Annotated in this window: 18 protein-coding genes; 9 read left to right on the forward strand and 9 right to left on the reverse strand. The window is 33.7% G+C overall.

Going from position 1 to position 22,969, the window contains the following annotated elements:
• Positions 1 to 21: 21 nt before the first annotated feature.
• Both ACN0WI_RS07290 and ACN0WI_RS07295 read right to left on the reverse strand, forming a co-directional pair.
• A complete protein-coding gene (locus ACN0WI_RS07290) occupies positions 22 to 1,371 on the reverse strand; it encodes a UDP-N-acetylmuramate--L-alanine ligase (RefSeq protein WP_417885998.1) in 1,350 nt (449 codons plus the stop codon).
• 46 nt (positions 1,372 to 1,417) lie between these two features.
• On the reverse strand, positions 1,418 to 2,266 hold the full coding sequence (locus tag ACN0WI_RS07295; RefSeq protein WP_417885999.1) for a tetratricopeptide repeat protein: 849 nt from the start codon (positions 2,264 to 2,266) through the stop codon (positions 1,418 to 1,420).
• A 234-nt stretch (positions 2,267 to 2,500) separates the two neighbouring features.
• Between ACN0WI_RS07295 and ACN0WI_RS07300 the strand changes: the two genes are divergently transcribed.
• Genes ACN0WI_RS07300 through ACN0WI_RS07310 form a run of 3 tightly spaced genes read left to right on the forward strand, consistent with a single transcriptional unit; the run spans position 2,501 to position 8,298 of the window.
• The gene (locus ACN0WI_RS07300) at positions 2,501 to 5,725 is read left to right on the forward strand and encodes a gliding motility-associated C-terminal domain-containing protein (RefSeq protein WP_417886000.1); all 3,225 of its coding nucleotides are present in this window, start codon (positions 2,501 to 2,503) and stop codon (positions 5,723 to 5,725) included.
• Between the two features lie 21 nt (positions 5,726 to 5,746).
• Positions 5,747 to 6,676, forward strand: a complete 930-nt coding sequence (locus ACN0WI_RS07305; protein WP_417886001.1) for a type IX secretion system membrane protein PorP/SprF — start codon at positions 5,747 to 5,749, stop codon at positions 6,674 to 6,676.
• Positions 6,677 to 6,687: 11 nt separating this feature from the next.
• Positions 6,688 to 8,298: an OmpA family protein gene (locus ACN0WI_RS07310; RefSeq protein WP_417886002.1), complete on the forward strand. Its 1,611-nt coding sequence runs from the start codon at positions 6,688 to 6,690 to the stop codon at positions 8,296 to 8,298.
• Positions 8,299 to 8,515: 217 nt separating this feature from the next.
• Here ACN0WI_RS07310 and ACN0WI_RS07315 read toward each other — a convergent pair whose 3' ends face one another.
• From ACN0WI_RS07315 to hpt, 4 genes are all read right to left on the reverse strand, one after another.
• Positions 8,516 to 9,040 carry a DUF4136 domain-containing protein gene (locus tag ACN0WI_RS07315; protein WP_417886003.1) on the reverse strand — a complete coding sequence of 175 codons (525 nt, stop codon included), beginning with the start codon at positions 9,038 to 9,040 and terminating at the stop codon, positions 8,516 to 8,518.
• A gap of 141 nt (positions 9,041 to 9,181) precedes the next feature.
• Entirely contained in the window at positions 9,182 to 10,195 is a 1,014-nt protein-coding gene (obgE, locus tag ACN0WI_RS07320; protein WP_417886004.1) for a GTPase ObgE, read from the reverse strand.
• Between the two features lie 14 nt (positions 10,196 to 10,209).
• On the reverse strand, positions 10,210 to 10,782 hold the full coding sequence (locus tag ACN0WI_RS07325) for an adenylate kinase (protein WP_417886005.1): 573 nt from the start codon (positions 10,780 to 10,782) through the stop codon (positions 10,210 to 10,212).
• A 10-nt stretch (positions 10,783 to 10,792) separates the two neighbouring features.
• Positions 10,793 to 11,320 carry a hypoxanthine phosphoribosyltransferase gene (gene hpt, locus ACN0WI_RS07330; RefSeq protein ID WP_417886063.1) on the reverse strand — a complete coding sequence of 176 codons (528 nt, stop codon included), beginning with the start codon at positions 11,318 to 11,320 and terminating at the stop codon, positions 10,793 to 10,795.
• A 123-nt stretch (positions 11,321 to 11,443) separates the two neighbouring features.
• Here hpt and ACN0WI_RS07335 point away from each other — a divergent pair, with 123 nt between their 5' ends.
• The 5 genes from ACN0WI_RS07335 to ACN0WI_RS07355 all read left to right on the forward strand — a co-directional run bounded on the left by ACN0WI_RS07335 (position 11,444) and on the right by ACN0WI_RS07355 (position 16,673).
• Positions 11,444 to 12,604, forward strand: a complete 1,161-nt coding sequence (locus ACN0WI_RS07335) for a 5-(carboxyamino)imidazole ribonucleotide synthase (RefSeq protein WP_417886006.1) — start codon at positions 11,444 to 11,446, stop codon at positions 12,602 to 12,604.
• 96 nt (positions 12,605 to 12,700) lie between these two features.
• Positions 12,701 to 13,189 carry a 5-(carboxyamino)imidazole ribonucleotide mutase gene (gene purE / locus ACN0WI_RS07340; protein WP_417886007.1) on the forward strand — a complete coding sequence of 163 codons (489 nt, stop codon included), beginning with the start codon at positions 12,701 to 12,703 and terminating at the stop codon, positions 13,187 to 13,189.
• A gap of 449 nt (positions 13,190 to 13,638) precedes the next feature.
• Positions 13,639 to 15,669 (forward strand): M3 family metallopeptidase, encoded by a 2,031-nt coding sequence (locus tag ACN0WI_RS07345; protein ID WP_417886008.1) that lies wholly within the window; start codon positions 13,639 to 13,641, stop codon positions 15,667 to 15,669.
• Positions 15,670 to 15,846: 177 nt separating this feature from the next.
• Complete coding sequence (locus ACN0WI_RS07350; RefSeq protein ID WP_417886009.1) at positions 15,847 to 16,398, forward strand: sigma-70 family RNA polymerase sigma factor; 552 nt, start codon at positions 15,847 to 15,849, stop codon at positions 16,396 to 16,398.
• 2 nt (positions 16,399 to 16,400) lie between these two features.
• Positions 16,401 to 16,673, forward strand: coding sequence for a zf-HC2 domain-containing protein (locus ACN0WI_RS07355; protein ID WP_417886010.1), 273 nt, complete (start codon positions 16,401 to 16,403; stop codon positions 16,671 to 16,673).
• Here ACN0WI_RS07355 and ACN0WI_RS07360 read toward each other — a convergent pair.
• Positions 16,642 to 17,466 (reverse strand): hypothetical protein, encoded by an 825-nt coding sequence (locus ACN0WI_RS07360; protein ID WP_417886011.1) that lies wholly within the window; start codon positions 17,464 to 17,466, stop codon positions 16,642 to 16,644. The genes ACN0WI_RS07355 and ACN0WI_RS07360 overlap by 32 nt on opposite strands.
• A gap of 225 nt (positions 17,467 to 17,691) precedes the next feature.
• Between ACN0WI_RS07360 and gcvP the strand changes: the two genes are divergently transcribed.
• Positions 17,692 to 20,541 carry an aminomethyl-transferring glycine dehydrogenase gene (gene gcvP, locus ACN0WI_RS07365; RefSeq protein ID WP_417886012.1) on the forward strand — a complete coding sequence of 950 codons (2,850 nt, stop codon included), beginning with the start codon at positions 17,692 to 17,694 and terminating at the stop codon, positions 20,539 to 20,541.
• Between the two features lie 87 nt (positions 20,542 to 20,628).
• Here gcvP and ACN0WI_RS07370 read toward each other — a convergent pair whose 3' ends face one another.
• On the reverse strand, positions 20,629 to 21,879 hold the full coding sequence (locus ACN0WI_RS07370; RefSeq protein ID WP_417886013.1) for a cation:proton antiporter: 1,251 nt from the start codon (positions 21,877 to 21,879) through the stop codon (positions 20,629 to 20,631).
• 92 nt (positions 21,880 to 21,971) lie between these two features.
• Positions 21,972 to 22,856 carry a GTPase Era gene (gene era / locus ACN0WI_RS07375; protein WP_417886014.1) on the reverse strand — a complete coding sequence of 295 codons (885 nt, stop codon included), beginning with the start codon at positions 22,854 to 22,856 and terminating at the stop codon, positions 21,972 to 21,974.
• Between the last annotated feature and the right edge of the window lie 113 nt (positions 22,857 to 22,969).

The following is a 22,969-nucleotide window of genomic DNA, read 5'->3' on the forward strand; positions in this document are numbered from 1 at the left end:
CTTGAAAACTTTTAACCAATTTTATAATTCAGTAACAAAATCCTCTAAAACTAATCCACCATAATCTCCGCTACTCATAAATAAATATACAGCATCGTTTATCGATAGATTTTTTAAATACGTAACAAAATCTTCATTAGAAGTTAATACCTCTAAATTATTTTGTCCAAAAGCTTCTTTTATTTTTTCTGTACTTAAAGGAGTTAATTGCTTTTGAGCAACAGCTTTCGGACTGTAATAGACTACTCCAATATCTGCTTTGTCTAATGCATTTTTATATTCTGAAATAAAAGTTTCGTTCAGGCTACTAAAAGTATGAAGCTCTAAGCAAGCTACTAATTTTTGATTTGGATATTGTTCTTTTACTGCTGCTACACTTGCCTTAACTTTAGAAGGACTATGGGCAAAATCTTTAAATACAACCGGATTTTCTGAACTAATTTTTTGCAATCGTTTAGAGGCACCTGTAAAACTTGAAATTGCTTCATAAAAATCTTCTTCATCAATTCCCATATGCTGGCAAATCCACTTTGCACCAGATAAATTACTTATATTATGTTTTCCAAAAATTTCTAATGGCATATCTCCTTCCGAAGTTACTAGCATTGTTTCCCCATCCTCTACATAATAATCCAACGTGCTATACGGATGCTTTCGAATTGGATTTTCGCTAGCTTCTGCAATTTGTTTAACCAAGGTATCCTCCTCGTTGTAAACTAAAATACCGCCATTCACAATTTGATTTACAAAAATTTCAAACTGTTTTTTATACACTTCAAAAGAGGAAAAAACATTAATATGATCCCATGCAATGCCACTCAGCAAAGCGATATTGGGTTTGTAATGATGAAATTTTGGTTGTAAATCTATTGGTGAAGAAAGATATTCATCTCCTTCTAAAACAATAAAATCGCTTTCTTCAGTAAGCTTGATAGAATTTTCTAGGCCTTCTAATTTTGCTCCAACTAAATAATCTACTGGTTTTTCATGGTAATTCATTACGTGCAAAATCATACTAGTTATAGTTGTTTTACCATGAGAACCTCCTATAACGACACGGGTTTTACTTTTAGATTGTTCAAAAATAAATTCGGGATACGAATATACTTTTAAACCTAACTCTTGTGCCTTTTGTAATTCAGGATTATCTTTTTTAGCATGCATTCCTAAAATTACAGCATCTAAATTAGCACTAATTTTATCAGGAAACCATCCTTCATTTTCTGGTAATAATCCGTTTTCTTGAAGGGAAGATTTAGAGGGTTCAAAAATAGCATCATCACTCCCTGTAATTTGCATTCCTTTATTTTTTAAAGCAATAGCTAGTGCATGCATAGCACTACCTCCAATAGCAATAAAATGAAGTTTCATAAGTAGAATTTTGGCAAAGGTACTTATTGCCTATTAATTTTTACAATTACATATTTGAAATTGCCTGTTTTAATGCTACAATCTCTGAATTTGAAGCATCAAAATGAAGTGCCTTTTGAACATAGGTAGATGCAATATCTTTTCGTCTTTGTCTATAAGCTAATTGAGCTAATCTAAAATAAGCTTCTCCAGGAGTTTTTAAATCTAAATAATTAAAATTTGAAACATAATGATTCATCAACTTGGGAATTGCAGTTATACAAACTCCATAATTCATAGCATTTTCAGCATACTCAAAATATATATAATTCCGAAGCGCTAAACTAGGTGTATTTTGTAAAATTTCAATTCCTTCTTTAATAGTTCTAGCAGCTAATTTTTCTTCATCTTGCTTTATATAAATAAGCGCCAATGCTATTTTGTAATCTAGCATATTAAGACGTTTCAGTGCCTTTACATGCCGCTTCGATTTTTTAAGACTTCCGCCTAAAACTCCTGGTAATTGCAAATACAACTCTGCTAAAGCGCGGTGACTTTCAATATGGTTAGGATTTAATGCTACAGCTTTTTCTAAATAATCTTTAATAGTAGGAATTAAGAATGCAGCTTGAAATTTATTAATTTCCAATGCTTTCATTCCCATAGCGCCACCTATTTTAAAATTATAAATCGACGAATTTGGATCGGTTTCTACTAAATCTTCATAATAACCTATCGCTAAATCCCATTTTTTTTGATGACTTGCTATATCACCTAACAATAATTTGGCTTTTTTTGAATCTTTATGTAGTAAAAAAATCTGTTGAGCTTCTTCAACTTTACCTTCTTCCAACTTATTAATACCCGAATCGATAGATTTTTGAGAAAAAAGTATATTATTTAATAAAAAAATCACAAAAAAAACTATAAATTTTAGACACAAACGTTATTTATTTTAAGAGTTATTTAGTAATTTTTAAGAGTTCTAATTGTTTTTTAACATTAGGGATTATTAAAAAAAAGAAAAATATAATGATTATCCCTAAATCTAAGCACTTTAATGAATGCTAATTTAAAAATTATTGCAATATTTGTGGTTAGAAATTTATCAATTTTAATTATTATCTTATTACAAATTAACACCTAGCCTATGCAAAATTTTACTTTGAGGTTAACTGGAATGAAAATATTCCTGTTTTCCTTTGTGCTTTTGATGGGAAGTTTATCTATGCGAGGACAGGAGGACGGATGTCCTACTGCTGATGGCACTAATTCAACTCAAGAATTTTGTTATCTTCAAAGGGTAAGCGACCTACTAACCGACGGTAATGCAATTTACCGTACTAACGACACTAACGATCCTAATTACAACAATCCAATTCCTCAGGATGAATTATTGATGGATGGAGTTTACTACGCAGGAAATTCGGAAGGAACCTGTAGCGAGCGAATTGCTATAAATGTTACTGTAAATACTTCTCCTGCTCCAACTTCTGGATTTGGGCCTAATTATTCTCCTTACTTAGATTCTCCTTCGGACACATATACTGTTGCTGATTTGGAAAATGCTATGAATGGTACAGACGGATACGAAATCGTAGTATACAGTACTGAATTCGGAACTGAAGAACTTCCAGACAATGAAGTATTGATTGAAAACCAAAATTATTTTGTTGGTGAAATTGCCGAGAATGAATGTCCGTCGCAAAGAGTTGCGATAGCATATACTCCAACTTACGTAATCGCACCTTCAGGTGAAGCTACTCAATCTTTTTGTGCTAGTGAAACTCCTACTGTTGCTGATTTAGAAGCAACTAGTACTTATGAAAATTTCCAAGCTTTCCGTTGGTATAGTACCGAAAACTCTAATCCTAATTTAGACGAGTCTACAGTACTACAAGATGGGGAAACTTATTATGCAAGTCAGATTGTTAATGATAGAGACGATCCAAACCCTCCAACCGAAAGTAAAGAACGTTTTGCTGTAACCGTTACTGTTATTCCTGAAAATTTTGCAGGAGCAGATAATAGCGTTGTATTTTGTTCTAACTCAGCTGCTGTTAATTTATTAGATTATGTTTCAGATGATGCAGATCAAAATGGAACTTTCACGATTAATGATGAAACTATAGCAGGTGGAAATTTTGATCCTTCAGCTTATGAAATTGGAGAATATACTGCTACTTATACAGTTACTAATCAGTGTGGAGAAGATTCTGCTATAATATCAATTTCGATTAATGAACAATTAGATGCTCCTACAGTTGCTAATCAATCTTTTTGTGCTAGTAACACACCTACAGTTGCTGATATTGTAGCTCCTGAAAATGTAATCTTCTATAGTGATGAAAGCTTAGAAAATGAACTTACTCCAGATCAAACGTTAACTTCTGGAACTTATTATGCAGTTGTTAAGAATGGTGGATGTGATTCTGAAGCTACTAGTTTTGAAATTACAGTAGATGAACAACCTGCTGCTCCGGTAGTTGAAAATCAAACTTTCTGTGAGACTAACACGCCTACAGTTGCCGATATTGAACCTACTGAAAATGTAACTTTCTATAGTGATTCTAATTTAGAAAATGAGCTTGCAGATGATCAAGTGTTAACTTCTGGAACTTACTATGCCGTTGCTACTAATGGCACGTGTACTTCTGAAACTACTAGTTTTGAAATTTCTATAACAGAACAAGCTACTGCACCTGTAATAGCAGATCAAGCATTCTGTGAGACTAACACTCCTACAGTTGCTGATATTGAAGCTCCCGAAAATGTAACTTTCTATAGTGATTCTAATTTAGAAAACGAACTTACTTCAGATCAAACGTTAACTTCTGGAACTTATTATGGTGTTCAACTTAGCGATGGATGTGATTCTGAAACTGCTACTTTCAATATTACAGTAGATCCGGTTGCTAATGCAGGTGATGACACTCCTATTACATTATGTGAAAGTGATGGAGTAGCAAACCTAAATGATTATATTTTAAATGGTCAAGATGGTGGTGAGTTTACTTTAGACGGAACTGTTTTAGAAAATGGATCTTTTGACCCATCTAATAGAACAGAAGACCAATACAATGTCATTTATACAGTTACTAACGAATGTGGAAATGATGAGGCTATATTTACAATAAACATTGCTAGGCAACCGGATGCTCCAGTTGTTGAAGACCAAAGTTTTTGTGCAAATACTAATCCTACCGTAGCAAATATTGCAGCTGACGAAGATGTAATGTTTTATACCGATGAAAATTTGCAAAATCAACTAGCTGAAACAGATCAATTAACTAATGAAGGTACCACTACGACGTATTATGCAGCTCGTGGAGAAGCATGTCTCTCTGAAGCAACTCCTTTCGATATTACTATTATCGCTTCAGCTAACGCTGGTTCAGATGTTAATCAACCAGAATGTTTAGAAGATGGAACTGCAACTTTAGATTTATCTTCAATATTAGCTAATGCTGATGGAGGTGGAACTTTCACATTAGATGGAAATACTGTTGCTGAAAGCTATACGTTTACTGAAGTTGGCACATTTGAATTCACTTATACAGTAACTAATGAATGCGGAGATGATAGTGCTACAATTACAATTGAAACTAGCAATACTCCTGAAGTACCACAAGTTGTTGATCAGGAATTCTGTGCAAGCGATGCACCAACAGTTACTGATTTAGTGTTGCCTGAAGGTGATATTCAAATATATGCTGATGAAGATGGTACAACTGCTTTAGCTGCTACAGATGCTTTACAATCGGGCACTTATTACGCAAACCAACAAGCCGGTACTTGTATCTCAGAATTCGATTCATTTGTTATAACAGTAAATGATCCGGATGAACCAACAATAGATGCTGCTTCATTAGAATTGTGTGAATATAATTCGTACACAATAGCAGATCTTACAGCTGCAATAACTTCAACAGATGAAGTAATTTGGTATAATGCAGCCACAGGTGGCGATATAGTTGCTGAAAACACTCCATTAGTAAATGGCACTACTTATTATGCGGCTTCTTATGATAGCGAAACAGGTTGTGAAGGAACTACTAGACTTACATTTAAAGCTGACTTTGGCGAATGTCCATTAGTTTATCCAGAAGGTATTTCTCCAAATGGAGATGGAGTAAACGATACTTTCAAAATTACTGATTTAACAGCTAAATATCCTAATTACGAAATGAAGGTATTTAACAGATGGGGTAACCTTGTTTACAAAGGAAATGCTTCAACTCCAGATTGGGATGGTACTTCAAATGAATCTTCATTAGGAGATGATTACTTACCAGTAGGGGTTTATTTCTACGTGATTGAATTTAATGACGGTTCGACTCCTGCTAAACAAGGCAAAGTATTTTTAAGCAGATAATTAGGAAAACAATAGAAAGAAATGAAAAATACAATCACAAAATATTTAATCTTGGCAGGTATACTCTTAATTTCGATTAAGGGTATAGCTCAACAAGATCCGGTGTTTACTCAATACATGTATAACATGAGTGTAGTAAACCCAGCCTATGCAACAGATGATCCTGGTATGTTACGATTAGGAGGTATCTATAGATCGCAATGGGCAGGAGTAGAAGGTGCACCAAACACCGTTAACTTTTTTGCTCACACTCCCATTAGCGAACGTATAGAAGTTGGTTTAACTGTTGTTCACGATGAAATTGGTGATGGATGGCAAAAAGAAAATAACATCACTGCTGATTTCGCATATATAATACCAGTTGGTCCTTCAAGCAAATTATCATTTGGTGTAAAAGCGGGGGTTACCACTTTCGATCAAAACACCAAGAATATAGATCAAAGTGATTTTGCTTTTGAAAATATTAGCGATTCTTATCCAGCTTTTGGTGCCGGTGTATACTGGTTTGGAGAAAATTACTATTTAGGACTTTCTACTCCTAACTTCTTTACCGCCAAACATATTGATAGAGATGATATTGAAGGTTTTGGTAAAGAACAAATTCACGGCTATCTAACCGGTGGATATGTATTTGACCTTAGCAGCGATGTAAAACTTAAACCTGCATTTATGGCTAGAGCGGTTGAAAATTCTCCAGTATCTGTAGACGTTACAGCAAACGTATTATTATACGATCGTTTAGAAGCAGGGTTAGGATATAGATTTGATGAATCTGTTACCGGAATGGTGAATTTTAAAATCACACCACAACTTCGTGTTGGATATGCGTATGATTATACCACAACAGATTTTAGAAATTACAACGACGGTTCTCATGAAATCATGGTACTCTTCGATCTAGATTTATTCGGTTTAAAAAAGGGATACGACAAGTCTCCTAGATTCTTCTAAAAACGATTAATATGAAAAACATATATAGTACATTATTTATACTTCTTGTAAGTATAACCGCTTTCGGACAACGTTCCGAAATTCGGAAAGCCGACAAGCTTTTCGAAAAGCGTGCTTACATTGAAGCAGCAGATACCTACGAAAACGTAGTTGATAAAAATCAAGAAGTACTTCAAAATCTTGGAGATGCGTATTTCTATACAAATCAGATGAAAAATGCAGCCGAAACATATCGGTTGCTTTTTCTAAGACATGAAGAAAATGTAGCTCCAGAATACGAATTTCGATTTGCACACGCACTTAGAGCAACAGGACAAAACGAAGATGCCGATAAATATTTTGCATCATACTACGATAAAGACGTAGATTTTTCTGAATTCGAAAAAACAGTGATCGATTCTAGTAATCTTTTCATTTACGAAACAGAAGAAGTTCCTGGAGCAAGAGCTGCTTCTTCCGACTTTGGAATTAGCTATTTTGGAGACAATAAGGTTGCTTTCGCTTCAACTCGAAACACAGAGCGACCAATTTATCCATGGAATGAAAAACCGACACTAGACCTTTACGAGGGAACAATTAATAGCGACGGTGAAATTACTGACATTGTTCTTTTTTCAGACAATATCAATACGGATGAGCACGAAAGCTCTGCTACTTTTAACGAAGATGGTACCGTTATGTATTTTGATAGAACTAACGAAAAAAGATTTAAAACTGAAGAAGGTGATAAAGTTGCAAATATCAGAATTTATCGTGCTGAATTAGTTGACGGAGAATGGACAAATGTAGAAGCACTTCCGTTTACTAGTGAAGAATATTCTACTGAACACCCTAGCTTAAGCAAAAATGGACGTCAATTATTTTTCTCTAGTGATATGCCAGGTGGTAAAGGTTCTTTTGATATCTACGTTGTAGATGTAAACGAAGATGGAACTTTCGGTACTCCTACAAATCTAGAAGGTATTAATACCGAGCACAGAGAACAATTTCCTTTTATAGCTTCAGATGGTGTGCTATATTTTGCATCAGATGGACATATAGGATATGGTAACTTAGATGTTTATAAATCTGAAGGAAATTATTCGGAAGCAGAAAACTTAGGAAACTCTATTAACAGTGCTTACGATGATTTTGCATTCATTATTAAAGAAAATGAAGACAAAGGTTTTGTAACCTCTAACAGAAGTGGTAACGACAATCTTTACTCATTTACACGTAAAGAATATGTGAAAGAAACAACACAAATTGATATTCCTCATGAGAATAAAATTTACTTCGGATTCGATAAATCTGAAGTTACTCCTGAGTATCAAGAAGTGTTAGATAAGGTTATCGATATTCTAAAAAACAATGAAGCAACGGAAATCGAAATTGCGTCCCATGCAGATGCTAGAGGTAGCGCTGAATATAACTTAAAATTATCGCAACGTAGAGCAGATGCTACAAAAGCGTATTTAGTTGAAAACGGAATAAACGCTAACGACATTACCACTAAAGGTTTTGGAGAATCTAGACCAGTAAACGACTGTACAAAAGCTACTGGCTGTACAGAAGCTGAATATGCTAAAAACCGTAGAAGTGTAATTACTTTTTCTACAATGAAAGAAGTAGTTAAAGAATAATTCAACTTCTTCTTATAAATTAAAAAGCTCCGATTAAAATCGGAGCTTTTTTTATGATTATAAATTTAAATAACAACTAACTATTTCCATTCAGAAGAATAGATAATCCAAAATCAATAAATTTTGACATATAAATTTCAATAGAAGTAGCTTTTAAACTAAAAGGACTAGTAATTAATTGTAAAGAATTACAAGCTAAAATCAATACTTTCACCATTTATTTTTCGGGAGGATATTTAGTTAAAGCTTTAGTTATTACTTTATCGAAAAGTTTCTGGCGAGTTTCTGGATTAGCATTCTTATTAAACTTAGTATCTATTTCGGCTTTCCAAATAAGTGCATCTTGTTTTACATCTATAAAATCGATTATAATATGCATATAGTCTTTTGGGCCTCCTATCGGAATACCTCCTGAAATGCCAAAACCTACATTACCTCCACCTCCTACTCCAACTCCTATCGAATTTGGATTTTGCTCCTGAAATTCTTCAGTATAAACATTCACATACATATCAGGATTACTTTCTGAAATTTGAAATCCTTTTTTTTGCATATTCACAGAAAGACTATTTATAATTCGCTTATCATCTAACTGACTTAAACCGGTTTTAAAATCCGGAAACAGCTGATAAGATTGGTATTCTTCAAAATTAACATTCGAATCAAAATCATATACTACTTTAGGAGCATTACATGAAGTTAACAATATTCCTATCAGAAAAAGTTTTAGTGCAACTTTCATATTAATTATTTTAAATTAGAACTAAAAAAAACTGAAATCGATTTTATACAATTTCAGTTTAAATTCTATTAAAACTACTAAAAATCAATTTCTTTTTGCTTTAAAAAAACTATAAAAACTGATGAATGGTATTAATAATAATTACTTATTATCAGGATTTTTATTCAACATTTCCCAAAGCTTATCTTTAAGCTCGGTTAAGCCTTGTTGAGCAACTGAAGAAATTAAAAGATATGGTACTGGCAAATTTTCATCTAACTCGGCTTTTAGTTCAGCTTTTAATTCATCATCTAACATATCTGTTTTAGAAATAGCAATCAAGCGATCTTTATCGAGCATTTCCGGATTATAGCGCCGAAGTTCATCCACTAAAATTTCGTACTGCTTAGCAATATCGTCTGCATCTGCAGGTATTAAAAATAAAAGCGTTGAATTTCGTTCAATATGTCTTAAAAAACGGTAACCTAAGCCTTTACCTTCTGCAGCACCTTCAATTATTCCAGGAATATCGGCAACTACAAAAGTTTTAAAATCACGGTACTTTACAATACCTAAATTAGGTTTTAAAGTTGTAAACTCATAATTAGCTATTTTTGGTTTTGCTGCCGTAATTACCGAGAGTAAAGTAGATTTTCCTGCATTCGGGAAACCTACTAAACCTACATCGGCTAAAACTTTAAGCTCTAAAGTAATATCTAATTCTTCCCCATCGATACCCGGTTGTGAGTATCGAGGTGTTTGGTTGGTTGAGCTTTTAAAATGCCAATTTCCTCGGCCGCCCATACCTCCTTCAGCAATTATTATTTCTTGCCCGTCTTCGGTAATTTCATCTATAATCTCTTCAGTTTCGGTATCTCTAATTACCGTCCCTAAAGGCACGTCTACAATTTCATCTCGACCATCAGATCCAGAACTTCGTTGCTTACTCCCGTTTCCACCATGTTCAGCTTTAACGTGTCTTTTAAAACTAAATTCAAATAATGTCCAAAGGTTTTTATTTCCACGCAAAATAACGTGTCCTCCTCGTCCACCATCACCTCCATCAGGACCGCCTTTCTCTACATATTTTTCACGGTGTAAATGCGAAGATCCAGAACCTCCTTTTCCTGAAGAAACATGTAATTTAACGTAGTCTATAAAATTTCCTTCTCTCATTACCTATTTTAGAATTATAATTTATCGATTACTTGACTAATTCTTTCGGTAATTTCTTCAACCGAACCTACTCCATCAATCCCGTAATACTTATCTTGTTTTTTATAATATTGCTTTAAAATGGCTGTTTCATCGTAATAAACTTTTATACGATTTCTAATAACAGCTTCATTAGCATCATCTTTTCTACCTGAAGTTTTCCCTCTTTCTAACAAACGTTTTACCAAAACTTCATCATCAACTTCAAGTGCAACCATTGCATTAACAGTTGTTCCTTTACTTTCAAGTAATTCAGCTAAAGCATCCGCTTGATTTTCTGTTCTTGGAAAACCATCAAAAATAAAGCCTTTAGCTTCAGGAGTTTCTTCTACTTTAGCTTTTAACATTTTAATAGTTACCTCATCAGGGACTAGCTGACCTTTATCTATAAATCCCTTTGCAGAAACACCTAATTCGGTTTGATTCTTAATATTATATCGAAAAACATCTCCGGTTGAAATATGTACTAGTTGATATTTTTCCTTTAAGACATCAGCCTGTGTTCCTTTACCCGCTCCAGGAGGGCCAAAGAGTACTAAATTTATCATGATATTTTTTTTATGATTTTAATCTATATACTGAGGTTAGATTTCTGCCTAAATCATCATAATCCAACCCATAACCTACTATAAATTCATCAGGAATTTCTATGCCTATGTAATCTATAGGAATAGTACCTTTATATACTGCAGGTTTTAAAAAAAGACTTGCTATTTTATAGCTCTTCACGTTCTTTTCTTTTAAAATTCGGTCTAACTTTTTTAAAGTATTGCCTGTATCCACAATATCTTCTAGAATTACAACATTTTTACCCGCTAAAGTTTCATTCAAACCAATAAGTTCTTGCACCTCTCCACTAGAAGAAGTCCCTTCGTAAGAAGATAATTTTACAAATTGAATAGAGCAATCACTATTAAACTTCTTCATTATCTCTGAAGAAAACATAAAAGACCCGTTTAGAACACTTAAAAAAACAGGCGTTTCATTTTTATAATCGTTGTTTAACAGATTAGAAATTTTATCAATGGCTTTATTAATTTCATCCTCGTTAATATACGGTTCAAAAACAAGATCGTGTAGTTTCACCAAAATTTTAAATTTTAAGAAAGCAAAGATAAGCAATCTCATTTACACCTCTATACCAATTTCTATAAGAATAAATAGGGCAATTTCCCTTAAAAATTTATTTTTGCACAAACAGCACGAAATATGATTAATTACTTTTCTTCAAATTTTAAACTAGGAATCCTTGGTGGCGGCCAGTTAGGAAAAATGATGCTTTACGACACTCGTAAATACGATATCCAAACTTATGTTTTAGATCCTAATAACGAAGCGCCTTCCAGAATTGCTTGTGATCATTTTGAACAAGGCGATTTAATGGATTTTGATACGGTTGTTAACTTCGGAAGAAAAGTAGATGTACTAACCTTTGAGATTGAAGGTGTAAACATCGAAGCCTTAAAAAAATTACAAGACGAAGGTATTAAAACCTATCCAAGTGCTGCTACGCTAGAAAAAATTCAGAATAAAGCTATTCAAAAGCAATTTTATACTGAAAAAGAGATTCCTACAGCTCCTTTTAAAGTATATCAAAAAATCGAATCACTTATTACTGATGTTGAATCTGGGCAGAGAACCTTACCTTTTGTATGGAAAAGTGCAACCGGTGGTTACGATGGTAAAGGAGTTTCAGTAATTAAAGATGCCGAAGCTTTAAAAAACCTACCGGATGCCGAGTGTATTGCTGAAGATATGATTCCTTTTAAAAATGAACTTTCTGTAATTGTTGCCAGAACACCAAGTGGCGAGGCAAAGACCTATCCTGTTGTAGAAATGGAATTTCATCCAACTGCCAACCAGGTAGAATATGTAATTTGTCCGGCTAGAATAGAAAACCATGTTGCTAAAAAAGCCAGAGCAATTGCACAACAAGTTTCTGAAGCTTTTGAACATGTAGGCCTTCTAGCGGTAGAAATGTTTCAAACCGAAAATGACGATATTTTAGTAAACGAAGTTGCCCCAAGACCACATAATAGCGGGCATTATAGTATCGAAGCCAGTTACACTAATCAGTTTGAACAGCATATTCGCGCTATCCTAGATTTACCTTTAGGAAATACCGATAGTAAAGTAGGCGGTATTATGGTGAACCTTGTTGGAGATAAAGATTATGAAGGTGAAGTTGTTTATAAGAATATCGATAAGATTATGAAGATGGACGGTGTAACACCACATATCTATGGAAAAAAAATAACTCGTCCTTTTAGAAAAATGGGACATGTTACCATTGTAAACGAAGATATAGATGAAGCACGTAAAATTGCAGAACAAGTAAAAGCAGAAATTAAAGTAATTAGCAGAAGTTAGAAAGCTTGCGATATCGGGTTTAATCAAAAAGTTTCTAGCAATTATTTATTAACAAAGCATAAAAAGCTGATAGCTAAAAGCACAAAAGCATATATTATGAGTAAAGTAGGAATTATCATGGGAAGTACTAGCGATCTGCCGGTAATGCAGGAAGCTGTAGATATTTTACGAGGATTTGATATTGAAGTTGAAGTAGATATTGTATCTGCACATCGTACTCCGGAAAAATTATTCGACTACGGAAAAAATGCTCATACTCGTGGTATCAATGTGATTATTGCTGGTGCTGGTGGTGCAGCGCATCTCCCTGGAATGATTGCTTCACTCTCTCCCCTACCCGTTATCGGAGTTCCTGTAAAATCTAGAAATTCTATCGATGGTTGGGATTCTGTACTTTCTATTTTACAAATGCCTGGTGGTGTACCTGTTGCTACAGTTGCTCTAGACGGAGCTAAAAACGCGGGTATTTTAGCTGCACAAATTATTGGTGCTTCCGATAAATGTGTTCAAGATAAAGTATTGGTGTATAAAGAAGGCCTAAAAGAAAAAGTAATTAAAGGCGCAGAAGAAATTAGGAAAAAATAGAAATAAAACTTTAATATTAAATGCTGGATTCTAAATGTTGAATTCAGCATTTTTTCATTTATGCTATCTCTAAAAATTCAAGATTATTTACATTGATTTTATATTCTTTTAGTTACCATTCAGTTATTCTCAATAAGCTTTCTTAATTCCTGAATCTTTACTCTCAGTTTTAATTCAAAATATATTTTCTACTTTTTAAATAGTCTTAATTCTACTGTCATACAGCATTTAATAGTCAGAATAAATAGTCTAGAATCCATATTCTGGTATCTCCACTCTCTATTCTAATAACATAGTGATCTAAACTCAAATAGATCTGCCAATTCGTCTGAATAATTTTTTGAAAATCGTCAAATCTGGCAATCAATCTTAAAAACCTGAAATTAGGTAACTAATCTTAGTTATGGCTTAGGCTTTGTACTTCATTAATTCGAAAAAATTGAATGTATATGAATAGAGATAATCCATTATTAAAGGATTTTAACTATGCTCCTTTTTCAGAAATTAAAACGGAACATTTTAAGCCTGCAATAACCGAAGCCATACAACTAGCAAAAGCTGAAATTGAAGCAATTGTTTCAGCAGCAACTGAGCCAACATTCCAGAATACTATAGAGGAATTAGAATTTTCAGGAGAAAAACTAGACCGTGTAACCAGTATTTTCTTCAACCTTAATTCTGCAGAAACCGATACAGAAATTCAAAAAATCGCTCAGGAAGTTTCTCCATTATTATCTGAATTTAGCAACGATATAATTTTAAATGAAGATTTATTTAAACGTGTAAAATCGGTTTACGACCAAAAAGATCAGCTAGATCTTACGATTGAGCAAAAAACGCTTTTAGATAAAAAATACAAGTCTTTCTCTAGAAATGGGGCTAATCTTCCAAAAGAAAAGCAAGAAGATTTACGAGAAATCGATAAGCAACTTGCTGCCTTAAGTCTAAATTTTGGTGAAAATGTATTAGCTGAAACTAATAAATTTGAGCTTCAAATCACCGACGAAAAAGATCTTGACGGTCTACCGGAAAGTTTTAAAGAAGAAGCAAAAGCGGTAGCTGAATCTAAAGAGAAAGAAGGTTGGATTTTCACGTTAGATTACCCAAGTTACATTCCATTTATGAAGTATGCGAAAAATCGTGAGCTTCGTAAAAAGATGGCATTGGCTTTTGGTGCCAAAGGATTTCATGGAGATGAACTTGATAACCAAGAAAATGTGCTTAAAATTGTTAAACTTAGGTATCAGCGAGCACAACTTTTAGGTTTTGATACGCATGCACATTTTGTGTTGCAAGAGCGAATGGCAGAAACTCCTAAAAAAGTAGATAGTTTCTTGAATGAACTTCTTGAAAAAGCCAAACCTGCAGCCGAAAAAGAATTTAAACAATTAGAAGATTTCGCGAAGGAATTAGATGGTATCAACCAACTGGAAAAATGGGATTCGGCTTACTATAGTGAAAAATTAAAGCAGAAATTATTCAATTTGGATGATGAAAAGCTAAAACCATATTTCAAATTAGAAAATGTAATCGACGGAGTTTTCACCGTAGCGAGCAAATTATACGGACTTCAATTCAACGAAACTCAGAAAGTAGAGAAATATCATCCTGATGTAAAAACGTATAATGTAACCGACGAAAAAGGTAAAGATGTCGCATTATTTTATGCCGATTTTCACCCAAGACCGGGAAAACGTGGCGGTGCCTGGATGACGGAGTACAAATCACAATTTGTAAAGAATGAAAAAGAAGAACGTCCGCATGTGTCTATCGTTTGTAATTTCACGAAACCGACAAAATCGGAACCTTCATTATTAACATTTAATGAAGTTACGACTCTTTTCCATGAATTTGGACATGCGCTTCACGGTATGTTAGCAAATACCGTGTATCCAAGTTTATCTGGACCTAATGTGTACTGGGATTTTGTAGAGTTACCAAGTCAGGTTCTAGAAAATTGGTGTTACGAAAAAGAAGCTTTACAGCTTTTTGCGAAACATTATAAAACCGGTGAAGTTATCCCAATGGAATTGGTTGAAAAAATAAAAGAATCCTCTAGCTTCCAGGAAGGAATGCAAACGGTTCGCCAATTAAGCTTCGGAATGTTAGATTTAAGCTGGCATGCTATAAATCCTTCTAAAGTCGAAGATGTAAAAGCACACGAAAAACAAGCTTTTGAGCCTACAAAACTCTATCCAGATGTTCCTGAAAATTGTATGAGTACCGCATTTTCTCATATTTTCCAAGGAGGATATTCTGCAGGATATTATTCCTATAAATGGGCAGAAGTTCTAGATGCCGATGCTTTTGAATATTTTAAAGAAAAAGGAATTTTCAATAAAGAAGTTGCCGATAAATTCAAAAATAATATTCTTTCTATGGGAGGTACCGAGCATCCTATGACGCTTTATAAACGTTTCCGAGGACAAGAGCCAAAACCCGATGCTTTATTAAAAAGAGCGGGACTAATTGCGAAGTAATTAAATTATCGTAATTCCGAATACTATTCAGGATCTCATATAATATTAAGAGTATGAGATCCTGAATTTTAATTTCGATTAAAGAATAAAAACCATCAAATTTTCATAGTATATTAATCATTATTCAGAATAAATAAGTTTTCTTATTTTTGACGGATAATCTCACGACAAATAACGATGCCAACGCATACAATTGATCCTACAAAGTGGGTAGACAAATACTCAGATTATCTCTTCAATTATACTATTGTAAGAGTAAACGATCGTGAGGTTGCCAACGATCTTATTTCTGAAACTTTTCTTGCCGGTCTTAAATCAATGGAAAATTTTAAAGGAGAAGCGAGTGAGCGAACATGGCTTATCTCAATTCTTAAACGTAAAATAATCGATCATTACCGCAAAACAAATTCAAAAAAAGGTCAAGCAGAAATTCATATCAATTATCGAGATGGGGAAAACGAAGGAGATTGGTTAGAAGAACAAGTTGCCGATCAATTTGATAAAACCGCAGAAGAAGAAATGGAAAATACCGAACTGGGTATAGCTATTTTGGATTGCTTGGAAAAAATAAACCCTAAACATGCCACTATTTTTAAAATGAAAACAATAGATGGTATAGATACCGATGTAATTTGTAAAGAATTTGATATTACTCCGTCTAACTTATGGGTAATAATCCACAGAGCTAGAACGGCTTTAGCAGCTTGTTTGGAAAAAAACTGGTTTTAACTATGCAAGAAGAAAAGAAATATATTGAGTGTGATAAGGCTGAATGCTGCTGTGATAAAGGACAGTATAATGAAGCCGATAAAGAAGAAAAAATGCAACTTTTAATGCATTTAGCAGAGTGCCCTCGTTGTAGAGAATATAGTGAGCGTAATACACGCTTAACCAAACTTATTGAGAAGGCTAAATTAGAATGCTGTTCTACAGAAGAAAAAGAATGTTGGCGCAAAGCTATTGAAGAAGAACTTAAAAAATCTCATTCAGAAGAATCAAAATAAATACCCAAAAAATTGGTGCAGCTTCAACCCAAAAAGAAGCGTAGTAATTACGTTGTATTTTTTTAGAAGCAACAACCATACCTATTGTTAGTACTGAAAATAAAGAAATACTCAAGAAATTAACCAAGTTAAAATCTGTCTTTAGTAATTCTAAAAGTACAGCAAAAAGCATTAATACACTTCCAAATATTTTTGTATTCCAAACACCTAATGTCTGCGGAATTGTCTTTAGAGAAGGATGATCAAACCTTACATCTCTTATCTCGAAAGGAAGCATCAATACTACATGAATTAATATTCGCTGAATTATAATCAAAATTTTATCTGAAAGTGAGATTTCAAAATGATGTAATAAAGGCAATAAAACTCCAGTTCCTGTAGCCGTAACTGCAATTACAAAAACTTTAATTCCCGCAATATTCCTTAAATTATGCTGTCCTTTTAAAACAGGTGTTGCATATAATAAAGTTAGAATTCCTAAAACTGAAGAGGCAAATAGTGTTTTATAATCCTGTTTTAGTGTAAACCAAGCTAAAGCTATAAAACATAAAAAAGAAAAAACCTGTATAATTTTAAGATTCTCAGTTAGGCTAGAATGATGCAACTTTGCTACACTAGCGTATTTCACGAAATTATAACTAGTAATTGTTCCAAAAAAAATGAATAAAAGTAAATTAATATTCACCGGTAAATTAAGCTCTAAGTAAGTTACCAACGTAAAGCAAACAACCGCTAAACCGGTATGGATACTTCCGTTGATATAAAGATCAAATAGATTTTTAAACAATTTCACACGGCTAAAATAGGTAATTATTTTTTTATGCTGATAATCAATAAATTAACATCATCCAAAATTTAAATCATTAAATTCCGATTATCGATTTAAGCAAACCACCTAAAGCTTAAAGCATATAACACCAATACGTTAAAAATTCTTTAAAAGTGTATCATCTAATCTTTAAATATTTACATCGAAATTATGTAATTTCGCGAGATCAAAAACACAACTATTTATTTAATGAGAACAGATTCTTTTGCCCTTCGACATATTGGTCCTAAAGAAGAAAATCTTACAGAGATGTTACAAACTATCGGTGTTGATAGTTTAGAGCAATTAATCTACGAAACAATCCCTAACGATATTCTTTTAAAGCAGCCCTTAAACTTACCAAAAGCGCTTAGCGAAAATCAGTACGCTGAACACATTGGGAAATTAGCAGCTAAAAACAAGATTTTTAAATCGTACATCGGGTTGGGTTACAACCAAGGTATTTTACCGGCTGTAATACAACGTAATATTTTAGAAAATCCGGGTTGGTATACGGCTTATACGCCTTATCAAGCTGAGATTGCTCAAGGAAGATTGGAAGCTTTACTAAATTTTCAAACCATGGTAAGCGATCTTACCGGAATGGAAATAGCTAATGCCTCTCTTTTAGACGAATCTACTGCAGCAGCAGAAGCTATGGCATTGTTGTTTGCGGTTAGAGATCGCAAGCAAAAGAAAGACGATGTAAATAAGTTTTTTGTTTCTGAAGAGGTTTTACCACAAACCATCTCATTAATAAAAACCCGAGCAGAGTTTCTAGGCATCGAGATTGTAATTGGGGATCATACCAAATTTGATTTTTCGACTGAGTTTTTTGGAGCTTTAATACAGTATCCGGGAAAATACGGACAAATTTTCGATTATGCCGATTTTGTAAATAATTGTAACGAAAACTCCATAAAAGTTGCCGTAGCTGCAGATATTTTAAGTTTAGTAAAACTACAGGCTCCTGGTGAGCTGGGTGTAGATGTTGTTGTGGGCACGACACAACGTTTTGGAATTCCATTAGGTTACGGTGGGCCGCACGCAGCATATTTTGCTACCAAAGAAGCTTACAAAAGAAATCTTCCTGGCCGTATTATCGGGGTAACAAAAGACGCCGATGGTAACCATGCATTAAGAATGGCCTTACAAACCAGAGAGCAACATATAAAACGTGATCGTGCAACCTCAAATATTTGTACCGCTCAGGTTTTACTGGCCGTAATGGCAGGAATGTATGCGGTATATCACGGACCAAAAGGATTACAATATATTGCAAATACCGTTCATTATTCTACGACAAGCTTAGCTTTTCAATTAGAAAAATTAGGCTATAAACAGGTAAACTCAGCTTATTTTGACACCCTACAGGTGAAAGCAGATGCTCAAAAAATAAAAGCGGCTGCGGAAGCTAAAGAATATAATTTCTACTATCCAGATGCTGAAACAGTTGTAATCGCTCTAAACGAAACAACCACTACAGAAGATGTAAATACTGTAGTTTCAATTTTTGCTAAAGTAGCTAATAAAGAAACTGAAGCGCTTTCAGCTTTAAAAGAAGTAAGTGCTATACCAGAAGCTGTTTCAAGAAAAACAGATTTTTTAACTCACGAAGTTTTTAACGCATACCATTCAGAAACCGAATTAATGCGTTATATCAAAAAATTAGAGCGTAAAGATCTTTCGTTAAACCACTCGATGATTTCGTTAGGATCTTGCACAATGAAGTTGAATGCAGCTTCAGAAATGCTACCACTTAGCAATCCGCAATGGGGAAATATTCACCCATTTGTTCCGCTAGAACAGGCTGAAGGTTACCAAATTTTGCTTAAAGAACTGGAGGATCAATTAACCGAGATTACAGGTTTTTCTGCAACTTCTTTACAACCAAACTCTGGTGCACAGGGAGAATATGCAGGATTAATGGTTATTAGAGCTTATCATGAATCTCGTGGAGAAGGCCATCGTAATGTATGTTTAATTCCTTCTTCTGCACACGGTACCAACCCTGCTTCTGCTGTAATGGCAGGAATGAAAGTTATAGTTACCAAAGCTACAGAAAACGGAAATATAGATGTTGACGACCTAAGAGAAAAAGCAATTGAGAACAAGGACAACCTTGCTGCTTTAATGGTTACGTATCCATCAACACACGGTGTATTTGAATCGGCTATTCGTGAAATTACTCAGATCATTCATGATAATGGAGGACAAGTATATATGGATGGTGCTAACATGAATGCCCAAGTTGGATTAACTAATCCAGGAAATATTGGAGCTGATGTTTGTCACTTAAACCTTCACAAAACCTTTGCTATTCCTCACGGTGGTGGCGGCCCAGGTGTTGGGCCTATTTGTGTTGCAAAACAACTAGTACCATTTTTACCAGGAAATCCGATAATTAAAACGGGGGGAGAACAAGCGATTGGTGCTATTTCTTCAGCCCCATGGGGATCTTCTTTAGTTTGTCTCATTTCCTATGGTTATATTAAAATGCTGGGAACTGGCGGATTACAAAAAGCTACCGAACACGCTATTCTTAACGCAAATTATATTAAAGAACGTCTTTCAGACCATTATAAAACCTTATACTCTGGTGAAAATGGACGTGCCGCTCACGAATTAATTTTAGACTGTAGACCATTTAAAGAAAATGGCATTGAAGTTACCGATATTGCTAAACGTCTTATCGATTACGGATTTCATGCACCAACAGTATCGTTTCCTGTTGCAGGAACAGTAATGGTTGAGCCTACAGAAAGTGAAAGTAAAGCAGAATTAGATCGTTTTTGTAATGCTTTAATTTCTATAAGAAAAGAGATTGAAGAATTAAGTGCAGACGATACTAACAATGTTTTGAAAAATGCACCGCATACTATTAATATGCTTACCACAAGCGAATGGAATTTACCATATAGCCGCGAGAAAGCAGCGTTCCCATTAGAGTATATTGCTGATAATAAATTCTGGCCAAGCATCCGTCGTGTAGATGAAGCTTTTGGAGATAGAAATTTAATGTGTAAATGCCCTCCTATAGAGGAATATATGGAAGCATAACATAGAGTTATTACAAATAAAAAAAGGCTATCTAATTAGATAGCCTTTTTTTATTTGTATTCTAAGTGAATAGCATAAATTTTATCATTAAGGATGTTGTGATTGGGTTTTCTTAACCAATTTCCCAACAGTTAATCCCTGAACCAAAATGGCAAAAATCACCAATATATAAGTTATCACTAAAAATAAATCTCGTTCCATGTCTTGAGTTAAGCCCAAACAAAGTGCTATTGAAATACCTCCTCGTAATCCGCCCCATGTCATAATCAAATTCGTTTTCGGAACAAATCCTAAACGCTTATCGAAAAAATGAATTGGTAAAAGCAATGATAAATAACGGCAAACCAATACAATTGGAATAGCTAATAAACCAGCAAAAATATATTCTATATCAAATGTTAGTACTAACACTTCCATACCTATAAAAACAAAAAGTATCGTGTTAAGTAAAATATCTATTAACTCCCAAAATTTGTCGACATAGGTTTCGGTAACTTCAGACATAGCCGATTGTCTAACGGTATCGTTCCCTACCAATAAACCGGCTACAACCATTGCTAAAGGAGCCGATAAATGTAGTTTTTGAGCAATACTTATACCAATCATAACAGCTGCTAAAGTTATAATTACCTCGGTATCATAATCATCTATAGATCGCATTAAATAATAGGTTATATATCCTAATGCTAAGCCAAGTGCTATACCTCCTATTACTTCTGTTCCAAATAACTCCATAATATAACCGAACGAAGAAGCTTCCTGATTCCCTTTTTCAGCAATATTAAAAATTGTAGTAAACACCACTACTCCAACTCCATCGTTAAAAAGTGATTCTCCTACTATTTTTGTTTCTAAATTTTTTGGTGCATTAGCTTTTTTAAGAATTCCCAAAACTGCAATAGGATCGGTTGGCGATATTAAAGCTCCAAATAATAAACAATAAATAAAGTCTACATTTAGACCAAAAATAGGCAATACAAAATACATTATTCCTCCTATTAGAAATGTAGATGTTAATACGCCTATAGTTGCAAAAACTAAAATAGGCCAACGCTGTACTTTTAATTGTTCAAAATTTGTATGCAATGCACCGGCAAATAATAAAAATCCTAACATTACATCTAATAATAAACTTCTAAAATCGAGCTTTGTTATTATATATTCTTCAATATTTAATAAAGTATCATCAAAATAGCTAATTCCTAAAACTGACAAACTAAAGACAATGGTTATTAGCATTAAACCAATTGTAGTAGGTAATTTTAAAAACTTAACATTGATATACCCAAAAACAGCGGCCAATAAAATAATTATTGAAATTGCTAAAAATGGACTCATATTCTGTAAGATTTCATTCAGAATAAATAAATATATACTACTTTTTACAGTAGCATAATTTAAGAAAAATAAGGGTGTATAGCTGCTTAGATTTAATCCCTAGAATAACCGAAACGTTTTAATTGACGTTCGTTGCTACGCCAGTTTTTATTAACTTTTACGTATAGTTCTACATGCACTTGTTTTCCAAAGAATTTTTCTAAATCTTTTCGTGCTTCAACTCCTACTCTTTTTAAAGCATTTCCCTTATGTCCAATAATTATCCCTTTTTGAGTTTCTCGCTCAACCATAATTATGCTACGCATCCTGATAATTTTTTCTTCTTCAAAAAATTCTTCTGTATCAATCTCCACAGAATAAGGAATTTCTTTTTTGTAATGCATCAAGATTTTTTCCCTGATAATTTCATTCACGAAAAAGCGTTCGGGCTTATCAGTTAGACTATCTTTCGGATAAAATGCAGGACTTTCCGGAAGTAATTCTACTATTCGATTAAAAACTTCAGAAATATTAAAACCTTCTAAAGCAGAAATCGGATAAATCTCAGCATTAGGTACTTTATTGGCCCAAAGTTGAACCTGAGATTCTAATTGCTCTTGATTAGATTTATCAATTTTATTTAATAATAATAAAACAGGAATTTCACTATGAATTATTTTGTTAAAAAAGGCTTCATCCTTCAATTCTTTTTCCCCTATTTCGACCATATAAATCAAAATATCAGCATCTTCGAAAGCGGTCTTTACAAAATCCATCATCGATTGCTGTAACTCGTAGGCAGGTTTAATTATACCGGGAGTATCACTCAACATTACCTGAAAGTCTTCTCCGTTTACAATTCCTAAAATACGGTGACGTGTTGTTTGTGCTTTAGAAGTGATAATTGATAAACGCTCCCCAACAAAAGCATTCATTAAAGTTGATTTACCTACGTTAGGATTTCCGATAATATTTACAAAACCTGCTTTATGTGCCATAGTCTATTTTTTTTGCAAAGGTATCTAATTTTTAAACGTTCTCGTGAAGTGGAGAATCTTTTAATAAATTTAGCTATAAAATATACATTTTAAGTATTTAAATTTAGGTAATA

Source organism: Zunongwangia sp. (assembly GCF_048269745.1).
Classification (GTDB): domain Bacteria; phylum Bacteroidota; class Bacteroidia; order Flavobacteriales; family Flavobacteriaceae; genus Zunongwangia.

What these genes read in the sequence shown, in the direction of transcription:
- ACN0WI_RS07325 (WP_417886005.1), bottom strand. Translation starts at nt 10,782, where the DNA reads ATGATAAATTTAGTACTCTTTGGCCCTCCTGGAGCGGGTAAAGGAACA.
- ACN0WI_RS07315 (WP_417886003.1), bottom strand. Translation starts at nt 9,040, where the DNA reads ATGAAAGTTGCACTAAAACTTTTTCTGATAGGAATATTGTTAACTTCA.
- ACN0WI_RS07335 (WP_417886006.1), top strand. Translation starts at nt 11,444, where the DNA reads ATGATTAATTACTTTTCTTCAAATTTTAAACTAGGAATCCTTGGTGGC.
- ACN0WI_RS07310 (WP_417886002.1), top strand. Translation starts at nt 6,688, where the DNA reads ATGAAAAACATATATAGTACATTATTTATACTTCTTGTAAGTATAACC.
- gcvP (WP_417886012.1), top strand. Translation starts at nt 17,692, where the DNA reads ATGAGAACAGATTCTTTTGCCCTTCGACATATTGGTCCTAAAGAAGAA.
- ACN0WI_RS07370 (WP_417886013.1), bottom strand. Translation starts at nt 21,879, where the DNA reads ATGAGTCCATTTTTAGCAATTTCAATAATTATTTTATTGGCCGCTGTT.
- ACN0WI_RS07305 (WP_417886001.1), top strand. Translation starts at nt 5,747, where the DNA reads ATGAAAAATACAATCACAAAATATTTAATCTTGGCAGGTATACTCTTA.
- ACN0WI_RS07345 (WP_417886008.1), top strand. Translation starts at nt 13,639, where the DNA reads ATGAATAGAGATAATCCATTATTAAAGGATTTTAACTATGCTCCTTTT.
- ACN0WI_RS07300 (WP_417886000.1), top strand. Translation starts at nt 2,501, where the DNA reads ATGCAAAATTTTACTTTGAGGTTAACTGGAATGAAAATATTCCTGTTT.
- ACN0WI_RS07350 (WP_417886009.1), top strand. Translation starts at nt 15,847, where the DNA reads ATGCCAACGCATACAATTGATCCTACAAAGTGGGTAGACAAATACTCA.
- era (WP_417886014.1), bottom strand. Translation starts at nt 22,856, where the DNA reads ATGGCACATAAAGCAGGTTTTGTAAATATTATCGGAAATCCTAACGTA.
- ACN0WI_RS07290 (WP_417885998.1), bottom strand. Translation starts at nt 1,371, where the DNA reads ATGAAACTTCATTTTATTGCTATTGGAGGTAGTGCTATGCATGCACTA.
- ACN0WI_RS07355 (WP_417886010.1), top strand. Translation starts at nt 16,401, where the DNA reads ATGCAAGAAGAAAAGAAATATATTGAGTGTGATAAGGCTGAATGCTGC.
- obgE (WP_417886004.1), bottom strand. Translation starts at nt 10,195, where the DNA reads ATGAGAGAAGGAAATTTTATAGACTACGTTAAATTACATGTTTCTTCA.
- purE (WP_417886007.1), top strand. Translation starts at nt 12,701, where the DNA reads ATGAGTAAAGTAGGAATTATCATGGGAAGTACTAGCGATCTGCCGGTA.